The 24,418-nt window shown below is 69.6% G+C and carries 19 protein-coding genes; 6 read left to right on the forward strand and 13 right to left on the reverse strand.

All coding sequences use genetic code 11. The features are described from left to right. Positions 1-50: 50 nt before the first annotated feature. The 4 genes from AC3WR5_RS12665 to AC3WR5_RS12680 form a co-directional block, all read right to left on the reverse strand. Positions 51-629 carry a GNAT family N-acetyltransferase gene (locus AC3WR5_RS12665; protein WP_492484861.1) on the reverse strand — a complete coding sequence of 193 codons (579 nt, stop codon included), beginning with the start codon at positions 627-629 and terminating at the stop codon, positions 51-53. 45 nt (positions 630-674) lie between these two features. Further along, the gene (locus AC3WR5_RS12670) at positions 675-1,487 is read right to left on the reverse strand and encodes an isochorismatase family protein (RefSeq protein ID WP_492484863.1); all 813 of its coding nucleotides are present in this window, start codon (positions 1,485-1,487) and stop codon (positions 675-677) included. Positions 1,488-1,589: 102 nt separating this feature from the next. Further along, positions 1,590-2,372: a GNAT family N-acetyltransferase gene (locus AC3WR5_RS12675; protein WP_492484865.1), complete on the reverse strand. Its 783-nt coding sequence runs from the start codon at positions 2,370-2,372 to the stop codon at positions 1,590-1,592. Further along, the gene (locus AC3WR5_RS12680) at positions 2,372-3,025 is read right to left on the reverse strand and encodes a glutathione S-transferase family protein (protein ID WP_231010915.1); all 654 of its coding nucleotides are present in this window, start codon (positions 3,023-3,025) and stop codon (positions 2,372-2,374) included. Before AC3WR5_RS12680 ends, AC3WR5_RS12675 begins: the two co-directional genes overlap by 1 nt. A 109-nt stretch (positions 3,026-3,134) precedes the next feature. On the opposite strand from AC3WR5_RS12680, the gene AC3WR5_RS12685 reads away from it, so the two are divergent. Next, entirely contained in the window at positions 3,135-6,329 is a 3,195-nt protein-coding gene (locus tag AC3WR5_RS12685; protein WP_492484867.1) for an ATP-binding protein, read from the forward strand. Between the two features lie 3 nt (positions 6,330-6,332). Here AC3WR5_RS12685 and AC3WR5_RS12690 read toward each other — a convergent pair whose 3' ends face one another. The 4 genes from AC3WR5_RS12690 to otsB form a co-directional block, all read right to left on the reverse strand. Beyond that, positions 6,333-7,538 carry an acyltransferase family protein gene (locus tag AC3WR5_RS12690; RefSeq protein WP_492484868.1) on the reverse strand — a complete coding sequence of 402 codons (1,206 nt, stop codon included), beginning with the start codon at positions 7,536-7,538 and terminating at the stop codon, positions 6,333-6,335. 108 nt (positions 7,539-7,646) lie between these two features. Next, entirely contained in the window at positions 7,647-8,243 is a 597-nt protein-coding gene (locus tag AC3WR5_RS12695) for a nucleotidyltransferase family protein (protein WP_492484870.1), read from the reverse strand. After that, positions 8,240-9,622: an alpha,alpha-trehalose-phosphate synthase (UDP-forming) gene (gene otsA, locus AC3WR5_RS12700; RefSeq protein ID WP_141288528.1), complete on the reverse strand. Its 1,383-nt coding sequence runs from the start codon at positions 9,620-9,622 to the stop codon at positions 8,240-8,242. Before otsA ends, AC3WR5_RS12695 begins: the two co-directional genes overlap by 4 nt. Next, positions 9,619-10,374: a trehalose-phosphatase gene (gene otsB / locus AC3WR5_RS12705; RefSeq protein ID WP_492484872.1), complete on the reverse strand. Its 756-nt coding sequence runs from the start codon at positions 10,372-10,374 to the stop codon at positions 9,619-9,621. The genes otsA and otsB overlap by 4 nt, the downstream gene beginning before the upstream one ends. 203 nt (positions 10,375-10,577) lie before the next feature. Here otsB and AC3WR5_RS12710 point away from each other — a divergent pair, with 203 nt between their 5' ends. The 3 genes from AC3WR5_RS12710 (at position 10,578) to AC3WR5_RS12720 (ending at position 15,583) form a co-directional block, all read left to right on the forward strand. Continuing rightward, on the forward strand, positions 10,578-11,807 hold the full coding sequence (locus tag AC3WR5_RS12710; protein WP_492484874.1) for a lanthionine synthetase C family protein: 1,230 nt from the start codon (positions 10,578-10,580) through the stop codon (positions 11,805-11,807). Between the two features lie 129 nt (positions 11,808-11,936). Then, positions 11,937-14,066, forward strand: a complete 2,130-nt coding sequence (locus AC3WR5_RS12715) for a hypothetical protein (RefSeq protein ID WP_492484876.1) — start codon at positions 11,937-11,939, stop codon at positions 14,064-14,066. Next, positions 14,063-15,583, forward strand: a complete 1,521-nt coding sequence (locus tag AC3WR5_RS12720; RefSeq protein ID WP_492484878.1) for a YeiH family protein — start codon at positions 14,063-14,065, stop codon at positions 15,581-15,583. The genes AC3WR5_RS12715 and AC3WR5_RS12720 overlap by 4 nt, the downstream gene beginning before the upstream one ends. A gap of 17 nt (positions 15,584-15,600) precedes the next feature. Here AC3WR5_RS12720 and AC3WR5_RS12725 read toward each other — a convergent pair whose 3' ends face one another. Together AC3WR5_RS12725 and AC3WR5_RS12730 are read right to left on the reverse strand one after the other, a co-directional pair. Continuing rightward, positions 15,601-16,791, reverse strand: coding sequence for an outer membrane protein assembly factor BamB family protein (locus AC3WR5_RS12725; RefSeq protein ID WP_141289435.1), 1,191 nt, complete (start codon positions 16,789-16,791; stop codon positions 15,601-15,603). Between the two features lie 245 nt (positions 16,792-17,036). Then, a complete protein-coding gene (locus tag AC3WR5_RS12730) occupies positions 17,037-17,528 on the reverse strand; it encodes a winged helix-turn-helix transcriptional regulator (RefSeq protein ID WP_231010952.1) in 492 nt (163 codons plus the stop codon). Between the two features lie 71 nt (positions 17,529-17,599). Here AC3WR5_RS12730 and AC3WR5_RS12735 point away from each other — a divergent pair, with 71 nt between their 5' ends. Beyond that, entirely contained in the window at positions 17,600-18,700 is a 1,101-nt protein-coding gene (locus AC3WR5_RS12735) for an alkene reductase (protein ID WP_492484881.1), read from the forward strand. Positions 18,701-18,815: 115 nt separating this feature from the next. On the opposite strand, the gene AC3WR5_RS12740 is transcribed toward AC3WR5_RS12735, so the two are convergent. Together AC3WR5_RS12740 and AC3WR5_RS12745 are read right to left on the reverse strand one after the other, a co-directional pair. Beyond that, positions 18,816-19,187, reverse strand: coding sequence for a PDDEXK nuclease domain-containing protein (locus AC3WR5_RS12740; RefSeq protein ID WP_231010954.1), 372 nt, complete (start codon positions 19,185-19,187; stop codon positions 18,816-18,818). A 164-nt stretch (positions 19,188-19,351) separates the two neighbouring features. Next, complete coding sequence (locus AC3WR5_RS12745; protein WP_492484884.1) at positions 19,352-21,535, reverse strand: hypothetical protein; 2,184 nt, start codon at positions 21,533-21,535, stop codon at positions 19,352-19,354. A gap of 211 nt (positions 21,536-21,746) precedes the next feature. Between AC3WR5_RS12745 and AC3WR5_RS12750 the strand changes: the two genes are divergently transcribed. Continuing rightward, entirely contained in the window at positions 21,747-22,163 is a 417-nt protein-coding gene (locus AC3WR5_RS12750; RefSeq protein WP_141291357.1) for a hypothetical protein, read from the forward strand. Positions 22,164-22,289: 126 nt separating this feature from the next. Here AC3WR5_RS12750 and AC3WR5_RS12755 read toward each other — a convergent pair whose 3' ends face one another. Continuing rightward, entirely contained in the window at positions 22,290-24,362 is a 2,073-nt protein-coding gene (locus tag AC3WR5_RS12755) for an ATP-dependent helicase (RefSeq protein WP_492484886.1), read from the reverse strand. Between the last annotated feature and the right edge of the window lie 56 nt (positions 24,363-24,418).

Consider the following 24,418-nt stretch of genomic DNA (forward strand, 5'->3'; position numbering starts at 1 on the left):
TTCGCAGCATCATCGCACGCGAGTCCAGGCTGGGCTTGGGCGCGCGAGTTTCAGCGCGCGAGTGCCAGCCGCAGCTGTGGCCGCACCCGGTCCGGCTCTCCTTCGATGGGCGCGGCCTGGCTGCCCACGCGCTGGGCGCCGCGGGCCAGGTAGAACGGCTCGGCATATGGGTCGGCGTCTATCGTCAGCCCGGCGGCACCGGCCTCGCCTGCCAGGCGGGCGGACTGCGCCAGCAGCGCCCGGCCCACGCCGCGGCCGATCTGCTCGGGCAGCACCCAGCAGTGCTGCAGCGCCCAGTCGGGCGAGCCCGGCTGGAGCACGACAAAGCCGGCGATCAACGCGTCCGGCAACTCGGCGGTACCGTGGTCCACCCGCTCGGCCACCCAGCAGCAGCCGGTCGCCAGCGTGGCCTCGTCAATGCGCAGGTCGTCGGCCCAGGCCGCCACCTGGGCGGTGCTGTAGGGCCAGAAGGCCTTGGAAGCCCGGGCCAGCGCGCTCAGCGCCCCGGCCTCGCCAGGGCGGGCCGGGCGCAGCGTGAAGTGCAGCGAAAAAGTGGTGGGCGCCATTTCCGGCGCGGGCAGGATGCTCGGGCTGGTGAGGTTCTGGATGGGCATGGAAGATGAAGCCATGCCTGTGCGACCCGCTGCGCGCGATTCGGTTCGCGCTGAAGTGCGTCAGCGTGTGGCGGCGTCGGCCGCGGTGCCCGGCTTCGCATCGGCGTCTGCCGTCAATGGGCCGGGCCAGACGACGGCCTGGGCGACGACCACGTGCTCGCCGTTGAAGGTCGCCGAGGGCGCGCTACGCAGCCGGTAGCCCAGGCTCAGCGCGGCCGAGACGCGGTGGCAGAAGGCCGCATCGTCCACGCCTGTCAGCAGGCGGTAGACGGGCAGGCCTTCGGGCGGGCCGGCCGGCGTGACGGGCTTGGCGCCTGGCGCGGGCGAGGCAGTGCCGTCGCCAAAACGCAGGTCGGCCGCGTTGACGGCGCGGATCTCGGGGCCGAAGCTGGCGATGTCGGGCAGCGTGGCGTTGTGGTGGGCGCGGATGGCCGCGGCGCTGGCGTGGGCCTTGTCGTGTGTGGTGTGGGCGTCGGCCACCAGCAGCACCGGGAAGCCCAGCGCGGCTGCGCGGCGAGTGGTGGTGTCCACGCAGAACTCGGTCGCATAGCCGCAGATCGCCAGCTGCTTCACGCCCCAGCCCTGCAGCGTCTCCTGCAGCTCGGTGCGCAGGAAGGAATCGGGTGTCGTCTTGCGGATGAAGGTGTCGCGCGCATCGGTCTTCAGCCGGCGCTCCAGTTGCCAGCCGTCACTGCCATGGGCCAGCGAGCCGCTGGCGCGCTCGTGCTGGATGAAGACCACCGGCACGCCGGCCGTGCGGGCCTGGGCGGTCAGGGCGTTGATGCGGTCGATGACCGCGTCGGCCTCGAAGGGGCGCGGCGAGTCGTCGAACAGGCCGCATTGCACATCGATCACGAGCAGGGCAGTTTTCATGGCGCTGGGTCTGTCGTTCAGGAGGAAGGCTGATTCTCCACGACCTTCTCCACGGCCGGACGCCGGCCCGGCCAGCGGGGCGGTCTTTGCGCCAGCGTTGGCTCAGGACTGCCAGATCGTGTTGACCGTCAGCGTGCGCAGCCCCGCCTGCTCGCAGCCGAGGTGGCTGGGGGAGCCGTGTGCCACGTCGGCGAAAGCCCAGGCCAGGCCCAGTTCGCGGGCGCGCTGCAGGCGGGCCTGCAGCAGTGCGCGGTGATGGCCCTGGCGGCGATGGCTGGGCAGCGTGAAGCTGTTGCCAAGGAAGCCGACGCCGCCTGCATCAAGTGACACATGCAGCGTGGCCCAGGCGCAGGGCTGGCCGGCGCTGTCCTGGCACAGGAAGACCTGGAACTCGTCTGTGGCGTAGAAGTGGCGCTTGCGGGCGCGCTTCTCGGCGCTGAGCTGCAGGCCTTCATGTTGCTGCAGCAGGTCCAGGAACAGGTCGGCCTGGTCGGGCCGCAGCTGCTGAACCTGCGGCGTGGCTGGCTGCGGCGCCAATGCCGCGGGCGCCGCGGCGAGGTAGCACAGCGTGTAGCCGGGCCGGTAGCCCCGGCTTTGCAGGAAAGCGCTGGTGCTGGCGTCCACGCTGTCCGGCCACAGCTCCCAGGCGGCGGCCTGCTCGGCCTCGGGGCTGAGTTCCAGGTTCTCCAGCGCGGCGATTTCGCGTGCCACCGCGCGGCAGTAGTAGCTGCTGCGCGGGCGCGCCGGGTCGCACACCCAGGGCACGGCGTCGGCCGGTGCGCACTGCACGGCGGCCTCGTCGCCGTCGGTGGTGCGGCGGGCATTGAAGGCGGCGTAGGCCAGCTCGGCTGGCACCAAGGCCTGGGCGGTGGCCTGCCAGTCCATCAGGCGCCTTGCACCGGGTACACGCCCTCGCCATGCGCTGCGGCACGGAACGCGGGCAGTTGCTCGGCCTGCGCCGACCAGGCGCTCAGCCGCGGGTAGCGCACGGCGTTGATCTGTTCGGGCTGCATCTGCTGCGCGAAATGCACGGCGACCGCCAGCGTGATGCCGGCTTGCTGCAGCTCGCCGCTGGCCAGCGACAGCAGCGGCGCCTGCGGCGACTGCGGTGCCAGCGCCGCTTCGAGCAGGCCGAAGGCGCTGTGCATCTGGCCGGTCACGCGCTCAAGCCACGGCGCGTGAACCTTCTCGGCCGGCCGAATGCCGTGTTCGTAGACGATCTGCACGCTCTTCTCCGTCGCGGCCAGCGCCAGGCCGATCAGGTGCAGCGCCTGCTGGCGCTCGGGCAGGGCGGCCGGCATCAGGCTGCGCGGGGCCGCCAGCGCTTCGGCATATTCGAGCATCAGCGTCGAGTCCATCAACGGCGTGCCATCGTCGCAAAGCAGCGTCGGCGCCTTGACCACCGGGTTGATCTGCCTGAACTGCTCGAAGCCGCGGAAGACCGAGACCGAGCGGTGTTCAAACGGCAGCTGCAAGAGCTGCAGGGAGATGGCGACGCGCCGCACGTAAGGCGAGTCCAGCATGCCGATGAGTTGCATGGGAAGGTTCCTGAAAGTCGGCTGCGGAGTCTACGGTGCCGCCGGCGCGAGGGCCAGGCCTGCGCCTGTTGTTTTGGCGAAGCGGCTTGCGTGCCGGGTACGATGCCGCATGCGGGTCTGCTTTCGTGTGCTGTTGTGGAGCTGGCTCTGGCTGCTGCCGGCCGCGCTGGCATTTGCCCAGCTCCCCAGCCTGAGCGACCAGGAGCGCAACTGGATTGCCCAGCAGGGCGCCGTGCCGGTGGTGGTGGTGGACGGCAACGCGCCGTACTACAGCCGGCACGCGGACGGCACGCCGGTGGGTTTTGCCATCGACATGATGGACCGCATTGGCGAGCGCACCGGCTTGCGCTGGGCCTACCGCTGGGTGCCCTCGGCCCAGGCGGCCGCGCAACTGCTGGCCACCGGCGAGGTGCAGATGACGCCGCTGGCCGCGCCCAGTCCCGTGCGCGAGCCCTTTGCCACCTTCCCCGGTGCCTTGCTGGACGCCGAGCTGGTGCTGGTGACCCGCAGCGATGTGACTGACGTGTCCGAAGCCCAGAACTTTGCCGGCCGCCGCGTGGCCATCGTGCAGGCCCAGGTGCCGGGCGAAATGCTGACGCGCGAGTTCCCGGGCACCCGGGTGCTGTCCTTCGAAACCACCCAGCAAGCCCTGCAGGCGGTGGCCACCGGGCAGGCCGACCTGTGCGTGGCCTGGCTGCACGAGGCGCTGTACCACATCGAGGCCAATCTGCTGGCCAACCTGCGCGTGCGCCGGGAGGACAGGGCAGGGCGCAGCTTCCTCGGGCCTGCGGTGTCGCGCCAGCAGCCCTTGCTGGACAGCATCGTGCGCAAGGCGCTGGAGAGCATCAGCCCGGCCGAGCGGGCCGCGGCGGCGCGCCGCTGGCTGCCGGTGGGTTCGTCGGCGCTGTGGGTGCCCGGCAAGGTCGAACTCAGCGATGCCGAGCGCAACTGGGTGCAGCGTGCGGGCGGTGTGCGCATTGGCTTCGACCGCGAGTTCGCGCCCTTCACCAGCAGCAGCGGCCTGGGCCGTTTCGAAGGCTTGGGGGCCGACATGTTCCGGCTGGCTGCGCAGAAGGTCGGCCTGCGGGTGATCGAGCAAAGCGGCGCCAGCTTTGCCGACACCTACGAGCGCGCGGCGCGGGGCGAGCTGGACGTGGTCGTCGGCATGGCGCGCACCGAGTCGCGCCGGGCGCTGTTCGACTTTGTCGGGCCGTTCTCGTCATCGCCCACCGTGCTCGTCATGCGCAGCAGCGACCCGCGCCAGTGGCGCACGCCGGACGACATCGAGGGCGGCTCGCTGGGCTTGCTGAGGGAGCATTTCCTGCTGCCGCAGCTGCGCTCGCGCCGCCCCGGGCTGGCGCTGGCCGAGTTCTCGTCGCAGGCCGAGATGCTGGCGGCGCTGGACACTGGCGAGGTGGCCGCGGCCATTGGCAATGCCGCCGTCATCAACCGCCTGATCGACGCGCGCTACACCGGTCGGCTGCGCCTGACCGGCGTGCTGCCGGATGCCGACAGCGAACTGTTCTTCGGGGTGCGCAAGTCCAGGCCCGAGCTGGCGCGGCTGCTGGAGAAAGGCTTCGAGGCCATCACGCCGGGCGAGGCGGCCGACATCAAGCGGCGCTGGCTGCTGGTCTCGGTGCAGCCCGGGCTGACCTGGGTGGACGTCACCAGCTGGGCAGTGCCGATTGCGCTGGGCGGCCTGCTGGTGATCTGCATGATGTGGCTGGCCAACCGCCGGCTGAAGCTGGCCCACCTGGCCGAGCGCGAGGCGCGTGCTGACGCAGAACGGGCAATCGAAGCGCACCGGCGGGCGGAAGCCTTGCTGAACGACGTGGCCGCCCACGTGCCGGGCATCGTCTTTCGCTACGTCGTCCGGCCGGACGGCAGCTTCGCCCACCGCTACACCTCGCCCGGCACGATGCGTTTCATGGGCGTCGACCAGCTGGACCCGACGCGCTCCATCCTGCGCGAGGTGATTGACCGCGTGCGCGAGGACCACCGGGCCGGCGCGCTGGCCGCTGAGCGGGCGTCCATGCGCACAGGCCAGCCTTTCAAGCTGACGGTGGCCTACCTGAACCCCGAGCGCGGCAGCCGCTGGGTGCATGCGGAAGCGGTGCAGCGCACCGAGCCGGACGGCACGCGGGTGTGGACGGGCTATGTGGTGGACGTGAGCGCCGAGCGTGAACTGCAGGCCAGGCTGGCACGCGAGGCCGAGTCGCGCAACCTGCTGATGGCCTCGGCCAGCCACGAGCTGCGCGCACCCACGCACCTGCTGTCGCTGGCCCTGCAGTCGGTCAGCGACCGGGGGCTGGACGCGCAGCAGGCCGGTGCGCTGGAGATTGCCCGCCAGTCGGCGCAGACCTTGACCCAGCTGCTCAACGACGTGCTGGACGCCGCACGCTTTTCCACCGACGCCATCAAGCTGCGCCCCCGCAGCTTCGACCTGCAGGCCCTGCTCACCGAAGTGGCCGGTGCCTGGCGCGCGGCCGCCGGCAGCAAGGGGCTGGTGTTCGAGCTGCATGCCTCGCCGGACCTGCCGCGCCGGGTGGTGCTGGATCCGCTGCGGCTCAAGCAGCTGCTGACCAACCTGCTCAGCAATGCCTGCAAGTACACCGCCGCCGGCCGGGTCTGGCTGGAAGCCTCGCGCGCCGCGGACGGCGGCCTGCGCTTCGTGGTGGGCGACACGGGCGCCGGCATCGACGCCAAGTTGCGCGCCACGCTGTTCGAGCCCTATGCCACCGCCGAGCGCGAGGCCGGGCCGACAACGCCCGAGGGCAGCACCGGCCTGGGCCTGGCCATCTGCCGCCAGCTCTGCACGCTGATGGGTGGCCGCATCGAACTGCACAGCGAAGCCGGCCGGGGCACCGAGGTCACGCTGGACATCCCCTGGCAGGACGAGCTGGCGCCCGCTTCGGCCGGGCCGCGCAGCGGCGCGGTGCTGGTCTGCGACGACGACCCGGTCAGCCGGCTGATGATGACCGAGATGCTGTGTCGCCTGGGCTTCGAAGCCGAAGGCGCCGCCGACGCGCGCGACGCACTGGCCAGGTGGCGGCGCGGCGGCGTGGGCGCCATCGTCACCGACCTGGACATGCCCGGCCTCGGCGGGCTGGAGCTGATCCGCGAAGTGCGACAAGCAGAGCAGGGCCGCGAACACCCGACCGTGATGGTGGTCTGCTCGGGCAGCGAACTGCCGGAGTTGAAATCGTCCGGGCGCACCGTGCACCACGACGCCTACCTGCTCAAGCCGGTGCAGATGGACCTGCTGGCGCAGACGCTGCACGACCTGGGCCTGATGGGCGCCTGATTTTCAGGGCGCCACGGCGCCCCCGGCCCGCGGCGGTGCATCGCCCACCGGCTTGAACTGCTGCGGGAACCAGCGCTCGCGCAGCCGCAGCCCCGGGCGCTCCACCAGGTGATGCAACAAGGCCGCCACGGCCAGGCAAGCCGCCGTGACCAGCGCCAGACGCCAGCCAGGCGCGGCCGCCAGCGATGCGCCACCCGCATTGGCCACGATGTAGGCCACCGGCTTGTGCGAGAGGTACAGCGGGTAGGACCAGGCCGCCAGCGTGGCCGCACCCGGCACGCGGGTGCGCTGCAGCCAGCTGCCCGGCCGCATGGCCGCGGCCACCAGCAGGCCGAAGCTCATCGCCACCAGCGAATAGCCCGCAATGCTCATGAAGCCGCCATAGCCGTAGCCGTCGACGTAGTAGTGGCGCAGCACGCCGTAGCCCGTGGCAAGCAGCGCCAGCAGCGCGGCCGGCAGCAACCAGCGGCCGCCAGCAGCCATCAGCCGGCGCCAGGTCTCAGGGTGCAGGTGCTTGAGCATCGCCAGCGCCACGCCGGGCAGGAATTCGTCGAAGCGGCACAGCGTGCCGTAGTACACCCAGGGGTAGTAATGGTCGGCCAGTGGACTGTCCTCGCGGCCGTACCAGGCCCACAGCAGCGCCCGCAGGCCCACGCCCACCGCCAGCAGCAGCGCCAGCGCGCCCCAGGCCTGGCGCCGTCCCCAGCCCCAGGCCTTCACTGCATGGGTGCCCAGCAAGGCGGCCAGCGGCAGCGTCGCGTAGAACTGCTCCTCGATGCACAGCGACCAGGCATGCGAAAACGCGGTGCCCGGCTGCAGCCCCCAGTTTTGCGTGAAGGTGAGGAAGCGCCACAGCGGCGGCGGCGTCTTGCCGCCCATCAGCGCAGGCGCCAGGAAATACGCTGCCAGCACCAGCCAGTACACCGGCCAGGTGCGGAACATGCGCCGCGCATAAAACCCGCCCAGGTCCAGCGCCTGCCCGCGCATCAGCCCGCCCAGCAGGCCATTGGCGATCAGGTAGCCACTGAGCACGAAAAACAGGTCCACGCCCACCCAGCCCACTTCGCTGAGCCACCCAAAAGTCGCCTCCTGCGAGACGAAGACCTGGTAGTGGTACATGAAGACCAGCGCGATGGCGACGGCACGCAGGGTGTCCAGGCCTGCTTGGTGTGATGTTGAGGCAAGAGGCGCGGGGCGGAACGTCGGCATGGGCTGCGGGCGGAGCGGCAAACGATGCCCGGCGATGCGGTTGCGTCGCGGGCCGGAGGGCGGTCCGCGATGATGCCTCAGCTGCCCAGCAAATTCGCGCTCAGCGCTTCAGCAGCTCTCCACCGTCACGCCCGGCCAGCGCTTGGCGTATTGCTTGGTGGCCACGCGCTGGCGGTAGGTCTGCTCGCTGACGCGCGCCGGGTTGCGGCGCACGCGCAGCGCGAACAGGTCCGCCAGGCCGTAGGGGGCGATGATGCGCAGGCTGTCGTCCGGCCGCAGTGCAATGGCGACCGAGGTGCAGTATTCCGGCCAGGTGGCGACCGCTTCTTCGAGGCTGTCCAGCGGGGCCACGGCGTGGCCGAAGATGGCTTCGAACCAGTGGTGCACGCCGGCCTGGTTGGTGACCTCCCAGGTCAGCTGCGGGCAGGCTTGCGTCAGCTGCTGCTGCAGCGCCTGGTCACGCGCCTGGCGGCAGTCGGCGGCGTCGAAGAAGACCACGTCCCAGTCGGCCACCGGCGAGGCTTCCGTGTGGCCGTGCAGATGGTCCCAGACCAGGTTGCGGATGGCACCGGCGCCGATGCAGGCGTCCGGCGGCGCGACCTGGCGCACGGCGCGCAGCGCGGCCATGAAGATGGGCGAGGACTGCACGATGTGCTGCAGGCGCAGCGACAGCGTGGCTTCGGATTCGGACAACAGCGTCGTCATGCGGGCGAGACATCCATCAACGTTTCAAGGAAGCGGCGCTGCCAGGCGTGCACATCGTGCTCGCGGATGTTCGCCAGCATCCGCTGATGGCGCAGCTGGCGTTCCTCCAGCGGCATTTTCAGCGCATGCAGGATGGCCTCTGCCGTGGCGTCGGTGTCGTAGGGGTTGACCAGCAAGGCTTCGGTCAGCTGCTCGGCCGCGCCGGCAAAGCGCGACAGCACCAGCACGCCGGGGTCGGCCGGGTCCTGCGCGGCAACGAATTCCTTGGCGACCAGGTTCATGCCGTCGCGCAGCGGCGTGACCAGTGCGACCTTGGCTGCCCGGTAGAGCCCGGGCACGGCCTCGCGTTCCAGCGGCTTGTGCAGGTAGCGGATGGGCGTCCAGTCCAGCTCGCTGAAGTCGCCGTTGATCGCGCCGCACAGGCTTTCCAGCTCGCGCCGGATGTCGCCATAGGCTTCGACCTCTTCGCGCGACGGTGCAGCGATCTGCACCAGCGTGGCCTGCTGGCGGGTTTCGGGGTGGCGCTCCAGCAGCGTGCGGAAGGCCTTCATGCGCTGCGGCAGGCCCTTGGAATAGTCCAGCCTGTCAATGCCGACCAGCAGTTGGCGCTGGGCGTACTGCTGGCGCAGCGTGGCCAGGGTTTCCTGCGCTGGCGGGGCTTCGGCCATCGCGATGAAGCTGTCCACGTCCAGCCCGATCGGGAAGGCACCGGCACGCAGCATGCGGTTGAAGGCGCCAAACGAATGCTCGGAGAGTTCTTCGGCATGCGCTTCGGCCACCAGGTAGCGCCGCAGGTGCACCATGTCGGCTTCGCTCTGCAGGCCCACCAGGTCGTAGGCGAACAGTGCCCGCATCAGCCAGTCATGCCCGGGCAGCGCGGCCAGGATGAGCTGCGGCGGCAAGGGGATGTGCAGGAAAAAACCGATGCGCTGCTGGCAGCCCAGCGCGCGCAGCTCGGCGGCCAGCGGGATCAGGTGGTAGTCGTGCACCCAGATGATGTCGTCGGGCTGCAGCAGCGAGGCCAGGGCCTGGGCGAACTGGCGGTTCACGCGGCGGTAGGCGTCCAGGTGGCCGGACTCGAAATGCGCCAGGTCCAGCCGGTAGTGGAAGACCGGCCACAGCACGCCGTTGGCATAGCCGCGGTAGTAGCCGTCGTAGTCTTCGCGGCTCAGATCCAGCGTGGCCAGCGTGACCTTGTTGTCCAGCGGCTTGAGGTGCAGGCGCTGGTCGGTGGGCGTGGCCGCGTCGACCACCTCACCCGCACCAAACCACAGGCCGCCGGACTTGGTCAGGGCGTCGCCCAACGCGACCGCGAGGCCGCCGGAAGAGGGCTTGCTCGGGTCGCCGACCCGGTTGGACACCACGACAAGCCGGCTCATCGCGAGAACCTCTCAGGTTGCTGTGCACCGAGCTGGGCGGCCGCGGCGGCCAGCCAGTCGTGCAACTCGGCCGGATCGGCCAGGCGGTGCGAGGCCAGGGTTTCGCCTTCACCGATCTTGATCGCCACGCCGCCCATGCTTTGCACCAGCTCGAAGGCGCTCTCGTCGGTCACGTCGTCGCCAAAGAACCAGGGCCTGCGGAGGCGGAAAGGTTTGCAGTCCATCAGCGCGTGCACCGCGGCAGCCTTGGTCGCGCGGCTGGGTTTCATTTCAACGACGAACTTGCCGCGCAGCAGGGCCATGCCCTCCGCATGCAGCAAGGCTTCTTCCATCACGGCCAGGCACATGTCTTCCAGCGCTGGGGCTTGCCGGTAGTGCAGCGCAATCGCGCCGGGCTTGCGCTCCATCAGCAGCGCCGGGTGCTGCTCGCACAGCCGGGTGATGACCACGGCCGCGGCGTCCAGCGAGGCCACCGGCATGCGCCGCATGGGGCCATCGGCAACGCGCAGTTCGGTGCCGTGCACGCCCGCCACGGTCAGCTTCAGCGAATGCAGGTAGTGGTCGATCTCGCTGACCGGCCGGCCGCTGACGATGGCCAGCGCGCCGTTGAGAGCAAGCTTCAGCTGGAACAGCAATTCAGCCGTGCGCGGTAGCACGGCGATGGTGTCGGGGGTGGGCGCCAGATCGACCAGCGTGCCGTCGAAGTCAAAGAACAGCGCGCATTCGCTGCCAGGCAGGTCGGGGGCGTTCATGCGCACTCCGCGGGCATGCCAATGCCGGCCCGTTGCCGAAAGCCCGCATCATGCTTTCCGATCTTCATCCCTGGTGTGCGTTCATGATCCATCTGCATGCCGGGGACTATAGAAGTTGCCCGTTGGCCGCCGTGTAGGCGCAGGCCTGATATCGCAGCGCGCTGCCCTTGGCGGGACAGGCATGACACCCGCAAAATGCGCGCATGCAAGTTGCAACGACTGTTTCAAACACGCTGTTTGACCCCGCGCGCCACGAGGGCTTGAACGGGCCGTTGTGGGACGAGGCTGCGGCACGCGCCGCGGTGCAACGCATGGTGCAGGACGCGCTGCAGGACTTCTCGCCGCAGGGGCTTTGGCGGGCGCATGCGCTGGACGATCCGGCAACGCCCGACACGCGCTATTCGATGCTTTATTTCGGCGCCGGCGGCATCATCTGGGCGCTGCGCCACCTGTCTAGACAGGGCTTCGTCGAGCCGGCCGAACTGGCCCGCTTCGACGCCACCGTGCCCACGCTGGTCCAGCGCAACCGCGAGGTTGGCGAGACGCACCTGGCGGGCACGCAGTCGCTGTTCATGGGGGACTCGGGCTTGCTGTTGCTGCAGTGGCAGGCCACGCCCTCGCAAGCCGTGGCCGACCAGCTGTTCGACGTGGTGCAGGGCAACCTGCACCACCCGGCGCGCGAGATGCTGTGGGGCTCGCCCGGCACGCTGGTGGCAGCGATCCACATGGCCGAGGCGACCGGCGAGCCGCGCTGGGCCGAGCTGTTTGCACGGGGCGTGCACATCCTGTGGGACGAGATGGTGTTAGACGCCGAACTCGGCGCCTGGCTGTGGTGGCAGGACCTGTACGGCAAGGTCGTCTGCTACATCGGCGCGGGCCACGGTTTTGCCGGCAACCTGTACCCGGTGATGCGCGGTGCGGCGCTGCTGCCGCCCGCGGTGGTGCAAGGCTTTGCCGACCGGGCCTTGCAGACCTTGCAGGCGCTGGCGATGCGCCAGGACGGGTGCACCAACTGGCCGCCTTCGCACCCGCAAAGCGCCAACGGCAAGATGCTGGTGCAGGACTGCCACGGCGCGCCCGGCATCGTCTGCCGCCTGGCCGGCGCACCACGCACGCCAGCCTGGGACGCGCTGCTGCTGGAAGCCGGCGAGATGACCTGGCACGCCGGCCCGCTGGCCAAGGGCTCGGGCCTGTGCCATGGCACCGCAGGAAACGGCTACGCGCTGCTGAAGCTCTGGCAGCGCAGCGGGGACGCGCTGTGGCTGGCCCGTGCACGTGCCTTTGCGATGCACGCCGCCACGCAGGTGGATGCGCAGCGCGAGGCCAGCGGCCACGCCCGCCATTCGCTGTGGACCGGCGACATCGGCGTGGCGCTGTTCATCGCCAGCTGCCTGCAGCAAGACAGCCGCTTGCCGATGCTGGACGTGTTCTGAGCCAGGGCCGGTTCACGCCTCGGCGGCGGCTTGCGCCTGCCGGTGGCACTTTCAAGATCCGCATTTCGTTAGGAGATTCAGGAGCGTGGCCTCGGAGGGTTGTGCCGGAGGTGACGGGAGTCTTGCGAAATGGGTTCAATGTTGCGGGTGGCCAAGGGGCTGTTGGGTCTGGCCGCCGTGTTGGCAGCGCCGGGCGTGCTGGGTGAATCTCCGGCCGCGCAGCCACCCACCTGGGTGCTGCAGGCGCGGGTCGTGGCCACAGGCCTGCCAGGTGGCTTCGGGCTGCGCCAGGTGGGCCGCTTCCACAGCGGCGGGCCCATCCCGTCCAACCCCGAGTTCCTGCTGCAGACCCAGGCCGGCCACGTGCTGGACCCGGAGCGCCTGCTGGTGGCCGTGGCCGGCAACCTGGGCGCGGCGCCTGGCAATGCGGCGCATGCGACCGGCAGCGTGCTGTCCATCGACCCGCGCGCGGCCCGCGAAGGCGCGCCGCTGCAGGTGCCGCCCGAGCTTGCTCGCCACCCGCCGTCGCCCGGCTCGCCGGTGCAGCTCTACAGCGCGCAGAGCGAAGCCTTCCTGAACCGGCGCCACAACGAGGCCGCCCGCACGGCGCGCTTCGGCGCCGTCTCCGGGCCGCGCTACCTGTCGGTCAACAACGCCTTTGGCCGGCTCTGGGTGGCCAACGCGCCGTTCGGCCTGGGCGGTCCCGGCAGCGAGAGCGTGGTGGACCCGGACGGCACGCCGCTGGCCAACGCGCCCAGCGAAACCGCCGGTGGCGTGTTCGTGGGCGACCAGAGCGGCCGGGCCAGCGTGCCCAAGGCCGTGCGCAGCGGCTGGTGGGCCTCGCTGTGGAACCGGCGGGACAGCGGCCAGCTCACGCCCGGCGCGATCGAGCGCGGCGCGCTGGGCACCGCGCTGCTCGGCGCTTCGCCGGACGGCAGCGGCTTTGCGGTCTTCGCCGTGGTCACCGGCAATGGCGCGGTGGTGCAGGTGCATGTGCAGGACGGCGTGGACGGGCTGGCACCGCCTGGCACGGTGGACGTGGGCGGGGTGGACCCCGGCGTCATCGGCATGGCCTTCAAGTGGATGCCCAGCCGCGCGCTGTACCTGGCCGATGCCCGGCGCAACCGCATCGCGGTGCTGCAGTTGGCGGACGATGGGCGGCAGTTCACCACCCGCCGTGTCGAGCAGCTGAACTTGCCGTGGCTGCGCCAGCCGGTGGACCTGGCCGCCGCACTGCCCGAGATCGCCAACCCGCGCTTTGCCAGCCACACCACGCTGGCCGGCGGCTCGGACCTGTACGTGCTCAACCGCGGCGACGGCAGCCTGCTGCGACTGCGCCAGGACGGCCAGGCGGTGGCCCGCGCGCTGGTCGACTGGCCCGGCGTGGGCCGCATTGGCGCAGACAGCCTGCGCGCGCTGGCCGTCTCGGCCGACGCGCAGCGCATCTGGCTGATGGCGCAGCCGCCGGGCAGCGCCACGGCCACCGTGCTGGAGGTGAATGCCTTCGACGCAGCCGGGCAATTCGCGAACATGACCGCATCCGTGACCGGCACAGCGCCCGTCGTGGCGCGAGGCAGCGGCACCTCCGCCACCACCATGGCTCACGGTGCGAGCCTGTTCGCCACCCGCTTCTCGCCGCGCGAAGGCCTGGGCCCGCTGTTCAACGCGCCTTCCTGCGTGGCCTGCCACCCTGGCGGCGGCGCCAGCGCCGATGAGGCACACTTCGCACGCCGCCTGGCCCGCATGGACCCGGTGACCGGTCGGCTGATGCCGCAGGCCGGCCAGCTCAGCACAGTGGCGCCGCGCCGCTCGGTGCGGGAACTGGGTGTGGCAGGCGCGCCTTCTGCCGACGCGCCACGCGAGGCCAACGTGGTCTCGCTGCGCATGCCGCTGGCGCTGCACGCGGCCAGCCGGCTCGACGAGATCCCAGACGCGGTGATCGCCGCCCAGGCCGTCAGCAAGGGCGACGGCATCAAAGGCAGGGTGCAGCGCGTCACAACAGCCAGCGGCGAGCAGCGGGTGGGCCGCTATGGCTGGAAGGCCGATGTGGCGACGCTGGAAGACATGGTGGCCGAGGCCATGGGCAACGAGATGGGCATTACCAGCGCGCTGGCGCTGCACCCGGTTGCCCAGCCCAAGGACGATGGCGCGATGGTGCGTTCGCTGGCCGCCTACCTGCGCACGCTGGGACCGCCCAAGCCAACGCCCGGGGCCGCGCTGGCCGCCGTGAAGCCTGGCGCGACGGAGCAGGCACGATGAACACACGGGTGGAATCTCGGGCGGACGTGCCGCTGGCAGCCCGCCTGGCCGCGTGGTCGGCTTGGTGGCCGGCGCTCGAACTGCGGGCGCGCTGGCCCGGCGTGGCAGCCGCCGCGGCGCTGGCGCTGGCTGCCAGCTGGATGGCCGGAGGCCTGGGCGACCCGCTGGCGCGCAACCCGGTGCTGGTGGCGATGCTGTTCGGCCTGCTGCTGGGCAGCGTGCTGGGTTGCCCGGCGGTGCTGCAGCCCGGTCTCGCCTTCACCAAGCGCCAGCTGCTGCGCCTGGGCGTGATGCTGCTGGGCTTTCGCATCACCGTGCTGCTGTTGGTCTCGCTGGGGCTGGTGCCCATCCTGATCGCCGCGGTCGAGCTGGTGGTGGTGCTGTTGCTGGTGCGCTGGGCGGGGCGCCGCTGGTTCGGGCTGGACCCGGCGCTGGCGCTGCTGGTGGCGGTGGGCTCGTCCGTCTGCGGGGCGGCGGCCATTCTCTCGGTGGCCGCGCTTGCGCCGGGGCGCGAGAAGCATGCCGGCCTGGCCATCAGCCTGATCACCGTGAGCGGCACCGTGGCGCTGCTGCTGTACCCCATCGCCTTCACCGCCGGCTGGCTGCCGGGGCTGGACGAGCATGGTTTTGGCGTCACCGTGGGCGCCAGCATCTTCGAGCTGGCCCAGGTCTACGGCGCCTCCTTCGCCATCTCCGAAGGCGCGCTGAACACCGCCACGCTGGTCAAGCTCAGCAAGGTGGTGATGCTGATCCCGCTGCTGCTGGTGATGGGGCTGCAGCGCCCGCCGGTGACTGGCGGTGAAGGCGGCGAGGGCGAAAAGGCCGGTGCGGCGCGCCCCCGCGTGGCCGTGCCGTGGTTCGTCATGGGCTTCCTGGCGGTGCTGCTGCTGAACTCCAGCATCACGCTGCATCCGCAGGTCCGAGCGAGCCTGCTGCAGTTCGACCAGTTCCTGTTCCTGATGGTGATGATTGCGCTGGGCCTGAGCACACCGCTGCGCCTGCCTCGCCAGCCCGCGCAGGCCTTGCGGCTGGCGGGGCTCTGCGCGCTGGCGCTGGCCCTGTCGGCCGGGCTGGCCTATGCGATGGTGCGGCTGAGCGGCAGCGGGGCGGAGCTGCCTTCGGATGCTGCGGATAGGGCAGGCGCGGAGCTGGGCTTGGCCCGGCGGCTGGACGCTGGCGGCCGCGTGTTCGACGCCGTGGGCTGCGCCAAATGCCATGTGCCTTCGCTGCCCGGCATCCATGGCGACGTGCCGCTGTATTCGGACCTGCTGCTGCACGACATGGGCCCCGCGCTGGACGACAAGATCGTGCAGGGCGAGGCCACCGGTGCCGACTGGCGCACCACGCCGCTGGTTGGCCTGCACATGCGCCAGCGCTACCTGCACGACGGCCGCGCCGAGACGCTGCGCGACGCCGTGCTGGCCCACGGCGGCGAAGCCGAGATCGTGCGCCAGCGCTTCTTCGAGCTGGACGAGGCCGAGCAGCAGGCGGTCTACCGCTTCCTGTCCGGCCTGTAGCCCCGCCTGCCGGGGGCTCAGAGCCCCAGCGCGCTCAGGGTGCCGTTGGCGCTGATGTAGACCATGCCATCAGACAGGCTGAGGCGCGCGTAGCTGCCGGAGATCGACACCGGCACGCTGGCCACCGGCTTGCCGTTGCCAGCCTTCAGCGCGACCACCGCTGTTTCGCTGCTGGCGTTCTGGGCCAGCAGGTAGACCAGGCCATTGGCCCAGACCAGGTTGGAGATGGCACCCTGGCCGCTGGGCAACTGGCGGGTCCACAGCGTGTTGCCGGTGGCCGCGTCCAGCGCCAGCACGCTGGTGCCCACCGGCACGTAGACCGCCTGGCCGTGCAACGCCATCGCGTGGTCGACGAAGCCCACCGTGCGCGACCAGCTCAGCGCGCCAGTGGCAGCGTCATAGGCATTCACCAGGCCCGAATCGGTCGTGACGACCACCTTGTCGCCCAGCGGCTGCGCCGGACGCTGCATGTTGCTGGTGGCGACTTCGGCGGCCCACAGCTCGGCGCCGGTCGCCGCGTCATACGCATGCAGCTTGCGCGCTCCGTTGCCGCAGCATTCCAGCCAGGTGCTGACGAACACACGGCCACCGGCGACCGCCGGGTCGTTGTTCATCACGCCGTTGCCGCCCGTGGTGCTGCGCCAGGCCTGCTGGCCGGTGGCCGTGTCCAGCGCCACGACCTGGCCACGGTTGCTGCTGACGTACAGCCGCCCCTGGCTCAGCGCAGGGTCCGCATTCAGCCCCATGTCGCTGCTGCTGGCCGGCAAGTCCGTTTCCCACAGCACATGGCCGCTGGCCGTGTCCAGCGCGCTGACGACATTGCGGTAGTTCGGCGACAGCGCCGAGCTGACGAGGAAGGTCTGCCCACCCGCCGTGGCCGGCGTACCGCAGTTGCCCACGCCTGCCAGCTGGTCCCACTTGCTGGCACCGCTGCCCAGCTTCAGCGCAGACACGTCGAAAAGGTTCGAGCAAGCCAGCAACTGCGGCCCGGCCTGCGTGACGGCGCTGGCATAGAACTGCCCCAGCTGCCGCTGCCACTTCAGCTGCAACCCGGCCACGTTGCGAGCCGTCAACGTGGCCTCATCGGTGTTGGCCTGGCCCTTGGCCGCGCTGTAGCCCTCTTGCGGCCATTTGGCAAAGGCAGGCGTTGTCGAGGCGCAGGCGGCGGCTGCAAGCAGCGCGAGGGACAAAAAGCGGGGGATCGGCATGGACAGGGCTCTCAATGAAATTCAGTCGAATCTATCCGCTGCCCATGAATGCCGCGTGGCGGTTTGCCCTGGGGATCCCTAGGTTGGTCCGGCACAGCACGCTGTGACGCCCGGGTGCGGCGAAGAAGATCGGGTGGACTGCGTCGACTTTGCAGCGGTTGCGCTCACGTGATGCCCGCCCGGGGGCACGCTGTGGTTGTCGACTGCTTTGAGTTTATGCACAAACACCTCACACATTTGAAAGTTCAAGAAAAGCGACCAGGGTCGCCGCCTGAATCAAATGTGCGGGCGGTGTCTAAAATTTTTTCGGAACGAAAGTCGGCGGTGGTTTGTGACCGTTCCGAATTTCCAGGCGTGAGGTCGACGCGCGTGCTTTTTGCATCTGACGTGAAAATGTACTTTTCAGCCCAATCCACCATGGCTCTCATCACCGGCAGCATGTCCCGGCCCGCCAACGTAAGGCTGTAAGTGACATGGGGAGGCACGACTGGTCTGGCTTCGCGCGTCAGCAAGCCGTCGGCCTCCAATTGCTTGAGTTGCTGAATGAGGACTTTCTCGCTGATGCCTGGCATGCGCCTACGCAGTTCGCTGTAGCGCATTTCGCCAAATGAGAGCTCGTAGAGGATGACCGGCTTCCAGTACCCGCCAATGCGCTCCATCACATACGTGACGGGACAGACCTCGAGCACAGCCTGCTTGTTTTTTTGGACACTGGAGCGTTCTTTGATGGTCGTCATGGCACACACTCTGGGGTAAGTACTTCCCAAATGGAAAGTGTAATCCTAGAGTCATGGCTTGATCAACCGCCATGAGCGACTCCATGCTTTTCACGCCCTTTCAAGTCGGCGCGCTGACCCTTTCCAACCGCCTGATCATGGCCCCGATGACGCGCAGCCGCGCTCAGCGCCCTGGCAACGTACCGGCCGCTTCCGCCGCGCTCTACTACGCGCAGCGCGCCACAGCAGGCCTGATCATCAGCGAAGGCTCCCCAATTTCGCCCCAAGCAGTTGGCTACATTGATACGCCGGGCATCTACTCGGCCGAGCAAGTGGCAGGCTGGAAGCTGGTCACGGAGGCTGTGCATGCCGCCGGGGGCCGCATCTTCCTGCAACTGTGGCATGTTGGGGCTGTCTCCCACCCTTACTTTCACAACGGAGCCCTGCCGGTGGCGCCCTCTGCCGTGAAGCCCACAGCCACCGCCTTCACAGGCAACGGCATGGAAGAAGTGCCCACGCCCCGCGCCTTGGAAACCCACGAGGTGAAAGCCATCGTGGAGGACTTCCGCCAAGCCGCCAAGAATGCCCAAGCCGCTGGCTTCGACGGCGTTGAAGTCCACGGCGCCAACGGTTTCCTCATCGACCAGTTCCTGCAAAGCGGCACGAACTTGCGTACCGACGAATACGGCGGCAGCCTTGAGAATCGCGCCCGCTTTGCACTTGAAGTGGTGCAGGCTGCAGCGGACGTGTTTGGAGCCGGCCGTGTCGGCTACAAGATGTCCCCGAGCGCGAACTTGGGCGGCATCTCTGACGCTGATCCGCGGGCTACCTTCAGCTACCTCGCTCAGCAACTCGAGCGGTTCGGGCTGGCCTACCTGCACGTGATGGAGGCGCTGCCGGGCCACTTCATGGCCCCGAAACAGAGCAAGGAGCCGATTGCCCCAGCCCTGCGCAAACTCTTCACCGGTCCTTTCATCCTCAACGGGGGCTACGGTAAGGAAACGGCAGAGCAAGCCTTGGCCGCCCAGGAAGCCGACCTCATCTCTTTCGGAGTGCCGTTCATCGCAAACCCCGACTTGGTGGCGCGCTATCGGACTGATTCCCCTCTCAACCAAGCGGATCCCAGCGCTTTCTACGGCGGTACGGACAAAGGCTACATCGACTACCCTTCATCCGAAACCAGCGTGCAGTAGGTGATCGCCACGGTCGTGATGTGCCACGCCCAATGCGGCGACGGTGCCGACGTTGTTGCGGCGCGCGTTTCAGTTCAGGGCGTCAGCGGCGAGTGAACGAGTTCTGTCTCATCGGTCATGGTGATTCTGGGTCTGACGTCCCGGTTGCATCGGGCAAGTCACGGTGTGCGCCGATCAGGCGCTTTTCCCGTGCGATCTCCGCTACCAGCTCCGCTTCGGTGGGCAGCACCCGCTGGTACTTGGAGGCGAAGAGCTGCTGGCTTTCCTGGATCACCGAATACTTGACGACGGTTTCATCCTTGCTGTCGCACAGGATGATGCCGATGGTGGGGTTGTCGTCCTCGCCACGCTTGAGGTCGTCGAACATGCGCACATACATGTCCATCTGGCCGATGTCCTGGTGGCTGAGCTTGCCCGTCTTCAGGTCGATGATGACAAAGCACTTGAGCAGGTAGTAGGCCCTGGCCTTGGGGTCGTCCTCCCGCATGATGAGCCGGTTGTGGCTCCAGCTCAATTTGCTACACGCTGTGTAGCAAATCTCCCAGCCAGGGTAGGTCAGGCGGTTGGCGTCGAGCGCAGGCGCCGCGCAACGGCAAGGATCCGGGCGTCGTCGACTGGAACCTGGTTCTCTCGACTTGGACCGGCCGGCCGCTATTTCGCCGCCGCAGCGACCGCCGCGCCATGCTGCAACGCCTCCGGCAACACCCCATTCAACCACCCCACCCGCCAGCCCAGGCCCAGCAGCGCGACGACCAGCACCACCGCGCCCACGGTCCACGCCGTGCCATGGCGTTCGGCATACGGATCCGGCTTGCGGCTCGCACCCGGCGGCAGCTTGGCCTCTTCTGAAAGCGACGCGCCCAGGCGCACATTCAGCCGCATGCGCCCATTGATCGCCCAGCCGCTGGCGTCCAGGATGGGGCCGAGGCTGCGTTGGCGGAGTTTGAGCCAGGCGATGAGCATGCTGGGGCCGGAGATGGCCAGCACGATGCCGAGCAGGCCGACCGGGATCCACCAGCCGAGTTCGATGAACTTGCCGAACACGCCGACGATGACGGCGCTGATGCTGCCGAGCGCGACACCCAGGGCGGCCACGGTGCCGACGTCGATGCGGCGCTGAGTGGCGGCGGCTGCGGCGGCGGCGCTTGCCGCCGGCGTGCCGGCGGCGGGCTTGTCGAGGGTGGTGATCTGGCCGGCCAGGCCGCCCAGCTTGCCTTGCTGGGTCGCGTCACCGGCGGCGGCGCGCTTGGCCACCTGCTCCTCGATCATGCGCAACAGCTTCTTGTACGGCAGCAGGAAGGCCTGCCGGATGCCGATCGGGTTCTCGATCACCTTGACGATGCGGGCGTCCCAGTCGCGGCCTTCGCGGTCATAGAACAGACCGTTGCGGCCGACGAACAGGAAGTCCACATCGCCCGCGGTGAAGGCCGCGGCGATGGTCATCTTCTCCTTGCCGCGCACGCATTCGCAGTAGGCCAGGTAGGCCTTGGCCAGGCCGGCGATCACCGCGTGCTGGCTGGCGTCGGCCACCTGCACCGCCAGGTCGCAGCTGCGGCCGTCCAGGTACAGCCGGCCGGCCTGGAAGATCGCGCCTTCGCGGCGGTAGAAGGCCTCGAAGGAGACGAAGTTGCGCAGCAGCGGCAGCAGGTCGCGCTGCAGGCGCAGCAGCTTCTCCAGGTCATTGACGTAACCGTGCTGCGGCGCCGCGGCCGTGTCCTCTTCGATCAGGGCCAGCAGGCGGGCGCGGCTGGCGGCCAGGTCCTGGCCGAGCAGTGCCAGCAGCTTGTCGGCGCCCAGCGCGGCGACCTTGCCAGGCGGCCGCGTGGACAGCCAGTCCCTGCAATGCGCCACGCGGCTTTTCAGGTCCTGCCATTCGGCTTCGGCCAGCGTGTCGCGCTCGCCGCCCAGCAGCGGGGCGACGGCCAGCTTGCGCAGGTCCTGCAGCGCGGCTTGCCAGGCCGGGTTGGCGCTGTGGTCCAGCGGCAGCGGACGGCCAGCGCTGACGGGGGCCAGCGGCAGCTGGCGCAACGGGTCGGCCGACAGCGAGAGGGACTGCAGCGCATACCCCTGCAGGGTTTCGGGCGCGGGCAGGTTCAGTGCCTCGGCGGCGCCTGCGGCATAGCTGGCCAGGCGGCAGCGGGCGAAGAAATCCTCGACCTTGTCGTGCACCGCGTCCACCGCTTGCGCGGCGCTGCGCATGTCGCCGCAGTCGCTTTCGCCCTGGTGGTGCCAGGCCAGCAAGGCTTCGGCGGCGTCGAAGAAGGCGGTGGCCTGGTCGAGGCCGATGCCGGCTTCGCCGCCAGCGTCCTTCACGCTGCCCTGGGTCTCGACGATCTGCTCGATCAGGCCACGCAATGCGGTGTCGTCGCCAGCGGTTGCGGCAGTGACGATGCCGTCGCCGTTCAGCCGTTCTTCGGCCAGGTGCTGCTGGCGCTCGGCAATGGCTTCCAGGCCGATGTCGCTGGCCTTGGCTTGGGCTTCGTCGAGGCGGGCCAGCGTGTGGCGGGCTGCTTCGGCCAGTGCGCGGCCTTCTTCGTTGTCGGCCAGCGAGGCCAGCGCCAGGCGCTCGCCGCCGCGCATCAGCTGTTGCGGGTCGGCCAGCCGTTCGCAGGCCCATTCGCAGGCGGCCAGCAGCTCGGGCGCGCGGATGCGGCCGTCGTGGTCGGTGTCGATCAGGTCCAGCGTGCGCGGGTCGAAGTGGGTGCCGCGGGTCGGGCAGGCGAGGGCGACCCAGAGCTTCTGGTCGAGTTCGCGCAGGTGGGCGATGTCATCACCGCTGGTGATGAGCACCTGGTCGACGCCACCGGCGCGGAAGAATTGCCAGGCATGGTTCATGGAGGACGGGGCCGGACGCCGGAGAAGGTCAAGGACTTGAGGCAAGTGTCGCCCGGTGCCAGCTGCCGCTGTGTAGGACCAGGCCGCAGAGAGATTCGTCACTGCGGTGTCTGCTTGAGGAGCGCCATCTCGTACGGAGGGTAGAAGGGCGCCACGCCGGGAGCATGGCAACCGCGGCCACTTTTTTCAACATCACATTCATCGACCCGTCATGCGCGACCCCGTCCGACAACTCGCACACTCGGCCCGCTTTCGTCTTTCGCATGAATACGAGACGGTGTGGCTGATGCGCGAAGGTGCAAGGCCCACCGAGATCGGTGATTTCTACGGCGACCCCCACACGGCCATCATCGATCGTGGCGAAAGATGGTGTGCCGTCGGCGGCAACGGCCTCATCGTCTATTTCCTCGAAGAGCCGTTCGAGGCATACCAACCCGGCCGGCCGTCCGCCCAGTATTTCGAGCTCGGCCGGAAGGAGCGGGACACCTGGTGGGTGGAGAGAATCCAGCAAACCGGCCCGTGGGAAATCCAGGTCCTCCTTGAGACGGGCCTCACCCAACACATCTCGTTCGAGCGGACCAGCGAAGGCTGTGCCTTTGTTGTTCGCGCTGGCCTGCCGACGCCGTGACCTGAACTCCGCTGGCTTGCGCGTCTACGCCCAAGCCAGCATGGCCTCGCCGCGGGTGATCAACGCCACGCCGGGCGACACGGCGCCTTCGGCAGGTCGGGGCGGGCATGCGCCGTTGACGCGTGCTCAGCCCCAGCGGCTGCGCAGCTTCTCGCGCAGGTCCATGACCTGGGTGGTCGGGCGCGTGGGTTCGCTGCCGTCGGCGCGCGGCGTGGCGTGTGTGAACAGCGGCAGCAGCTCGGGCGGCAGGAAGCGGCTGCGGGCACCGTACATGTGGCGGTCGCCGTGGCGGTGCTGCTGGGTCACGTAGAAGCGCTGAGGCACGATCAGGTCCAGGTGCTGGCGGGCGCGCGTCATGGCCACGTAGAGCAGCCGGCGCTCTTCCTCCAGCTCGGCCGTGGTGCCCACGCCGAGGTCGCCCGGCACGCAGCCGTCCACGACGTTCAGCAGCGTCACGGCCTGCCATTCCTGGCCCTTGGCGGCGTGGATGGTGGAGAGGATCAGGTAGTCCTCGTCCAATGACGGGTCACCGGCGTTGTCGCTGCTGGCCTCCGGCGGGTCCAGCGCCAGCTCGGTGAGGAAACGCTCGCGGCTGCGCTGGCCGCGGGCCAGTTGCACGAGCTGGTCGATGTCGGTCTGGCGCGCGGCGGCGTGTTCGTGCAGGCGCTCCAGCTGCGGGGCATACCAGTCGGCAATCGCCTGCAGCTCGCCGGGCCAGCCGGGCTCGCCGCGGCGCAGCGCCAGCCACAGCGTGGCCAGGGCCTGCCATTCGACGGTGGCGGCAGCGGGCGGTTGCCAGGTCGCCATTGCGGCGCCCGGGTCCGCGGCGGCGGCAAGCGTGTCCAGCAGCCGGCGTGCATGCGCCGGGCCGATGCCGGGCACCAGCAGCGCCACGCGCAGGCCGGCCAGGCGGTTGCGCGGGTTCTCGGCCCAGCGCAGCACCGCCAGCACGTCTTTCACATGCGCGGCCTCGAGGAATTTCAGGCCGCCGTACTTGACGAACGGAATGCGCCGGCGCGCGAGTTCCAGCTCCAGCGCGGCGCTGTGGTGCGAGCTGCGGAACAGCACCGCCTGGCGCTTCAGCGTGAGCCCCTGCTCGCGCCGCGCCAGCACCTGCTCGCAGACCCAGCGCGCCTGCGTGGGCTCGTCTTCCACGGTCACCAGGCGTGGCTTCTCGGCCGAGGCGCGGTCGGTCCACAGCGTCTTGGCAAAGCGCTCGGGTGCGAGCGCGATGACCGCGTTCGCGGCGTCGAGCAAGGGTTGCGTGGAGCGGTAGTTGCGATCCAGCGTGACGATGCGCGCGGCCGGCGAATACTGGCCGGGGAAGTCCAGGATGTTGCGCACTTCGGCGGCGCGGAAGCCGTAGATGGCTTGCGCGTCATCACCCACCACGGTGACACCTCCGCCGCCAGGCTTGAGCGCGCGCAGGATGCCGGCCTGCAGGCGGTTGGTGTCCTGGTATTCGTCGACCAGCACGTGCTGGAAGCGCTCGGAAAGCGGGCCGGCGATGGCCGGCTCCTGCATCATCGTGTGCCACCACAGCAGCAGGTCGTCGTAGTCCAGCACCTGCTGGTCCTGCTTGGCGGCTTCGTAGTCGGCGAACAGGGCTTGCAGCTCGTCCACCCAGTCCTGGCACCACGGGAAGACCTGCTGCACCACCGGGCCGACGGCGCTCTGGCTGTTGACGCAGCGCGAGTAGATGGACAGGCAGGTGCCTTTCATCGGGAAGCGCTTGGCGGTGGCGGCCAGGCCGCGCTGCTGGCGCACCAGGGCCATCAGGTCCTCGGCGTCGCCGCGGTCCAGCACGGTGAACTGCTCGGACAGGCCGATGGCCAGCGCCTGCTCGCGCAGCAGCCGTGCGCCCACGCTGTGGAAGGTGCCGGCCCAGGGCAGCACCGGCGCGGCCTGGATGGGCTTCAGGCCCAGCGCCTGGTGCAGCAGGGCGGCGCAGCGGCGCTGCAGTTCCTGTGCGGCGCGGCGCGAAAACGTGAGCAGCAGCAGGCGCTGCGGGTCGGCGCCGTTCAGCACCAGTTGGGCCACGCGGGCGGCCAGCGTCAGCGTCTTGCCCGAGCCTGCGCCGGCAATCACCAGCAGCGGGCCGCCGAGGTGGCTGGCGGCCTCGCGCTGGGCATCGTTCAGCGCGGCCAGCGGGTCGGTGCCGGGGGGCGGTGGCACGTCGGGTCGGGTCAGGGTCTGCATCGCGGCTGCGAGCATACTGGATGAATCAACAGTCGGGATGGGGCGGCCTGGCGGCG

This window comes from Ideonella sp. FW305-24 (genome assembly GCF_058788035.1).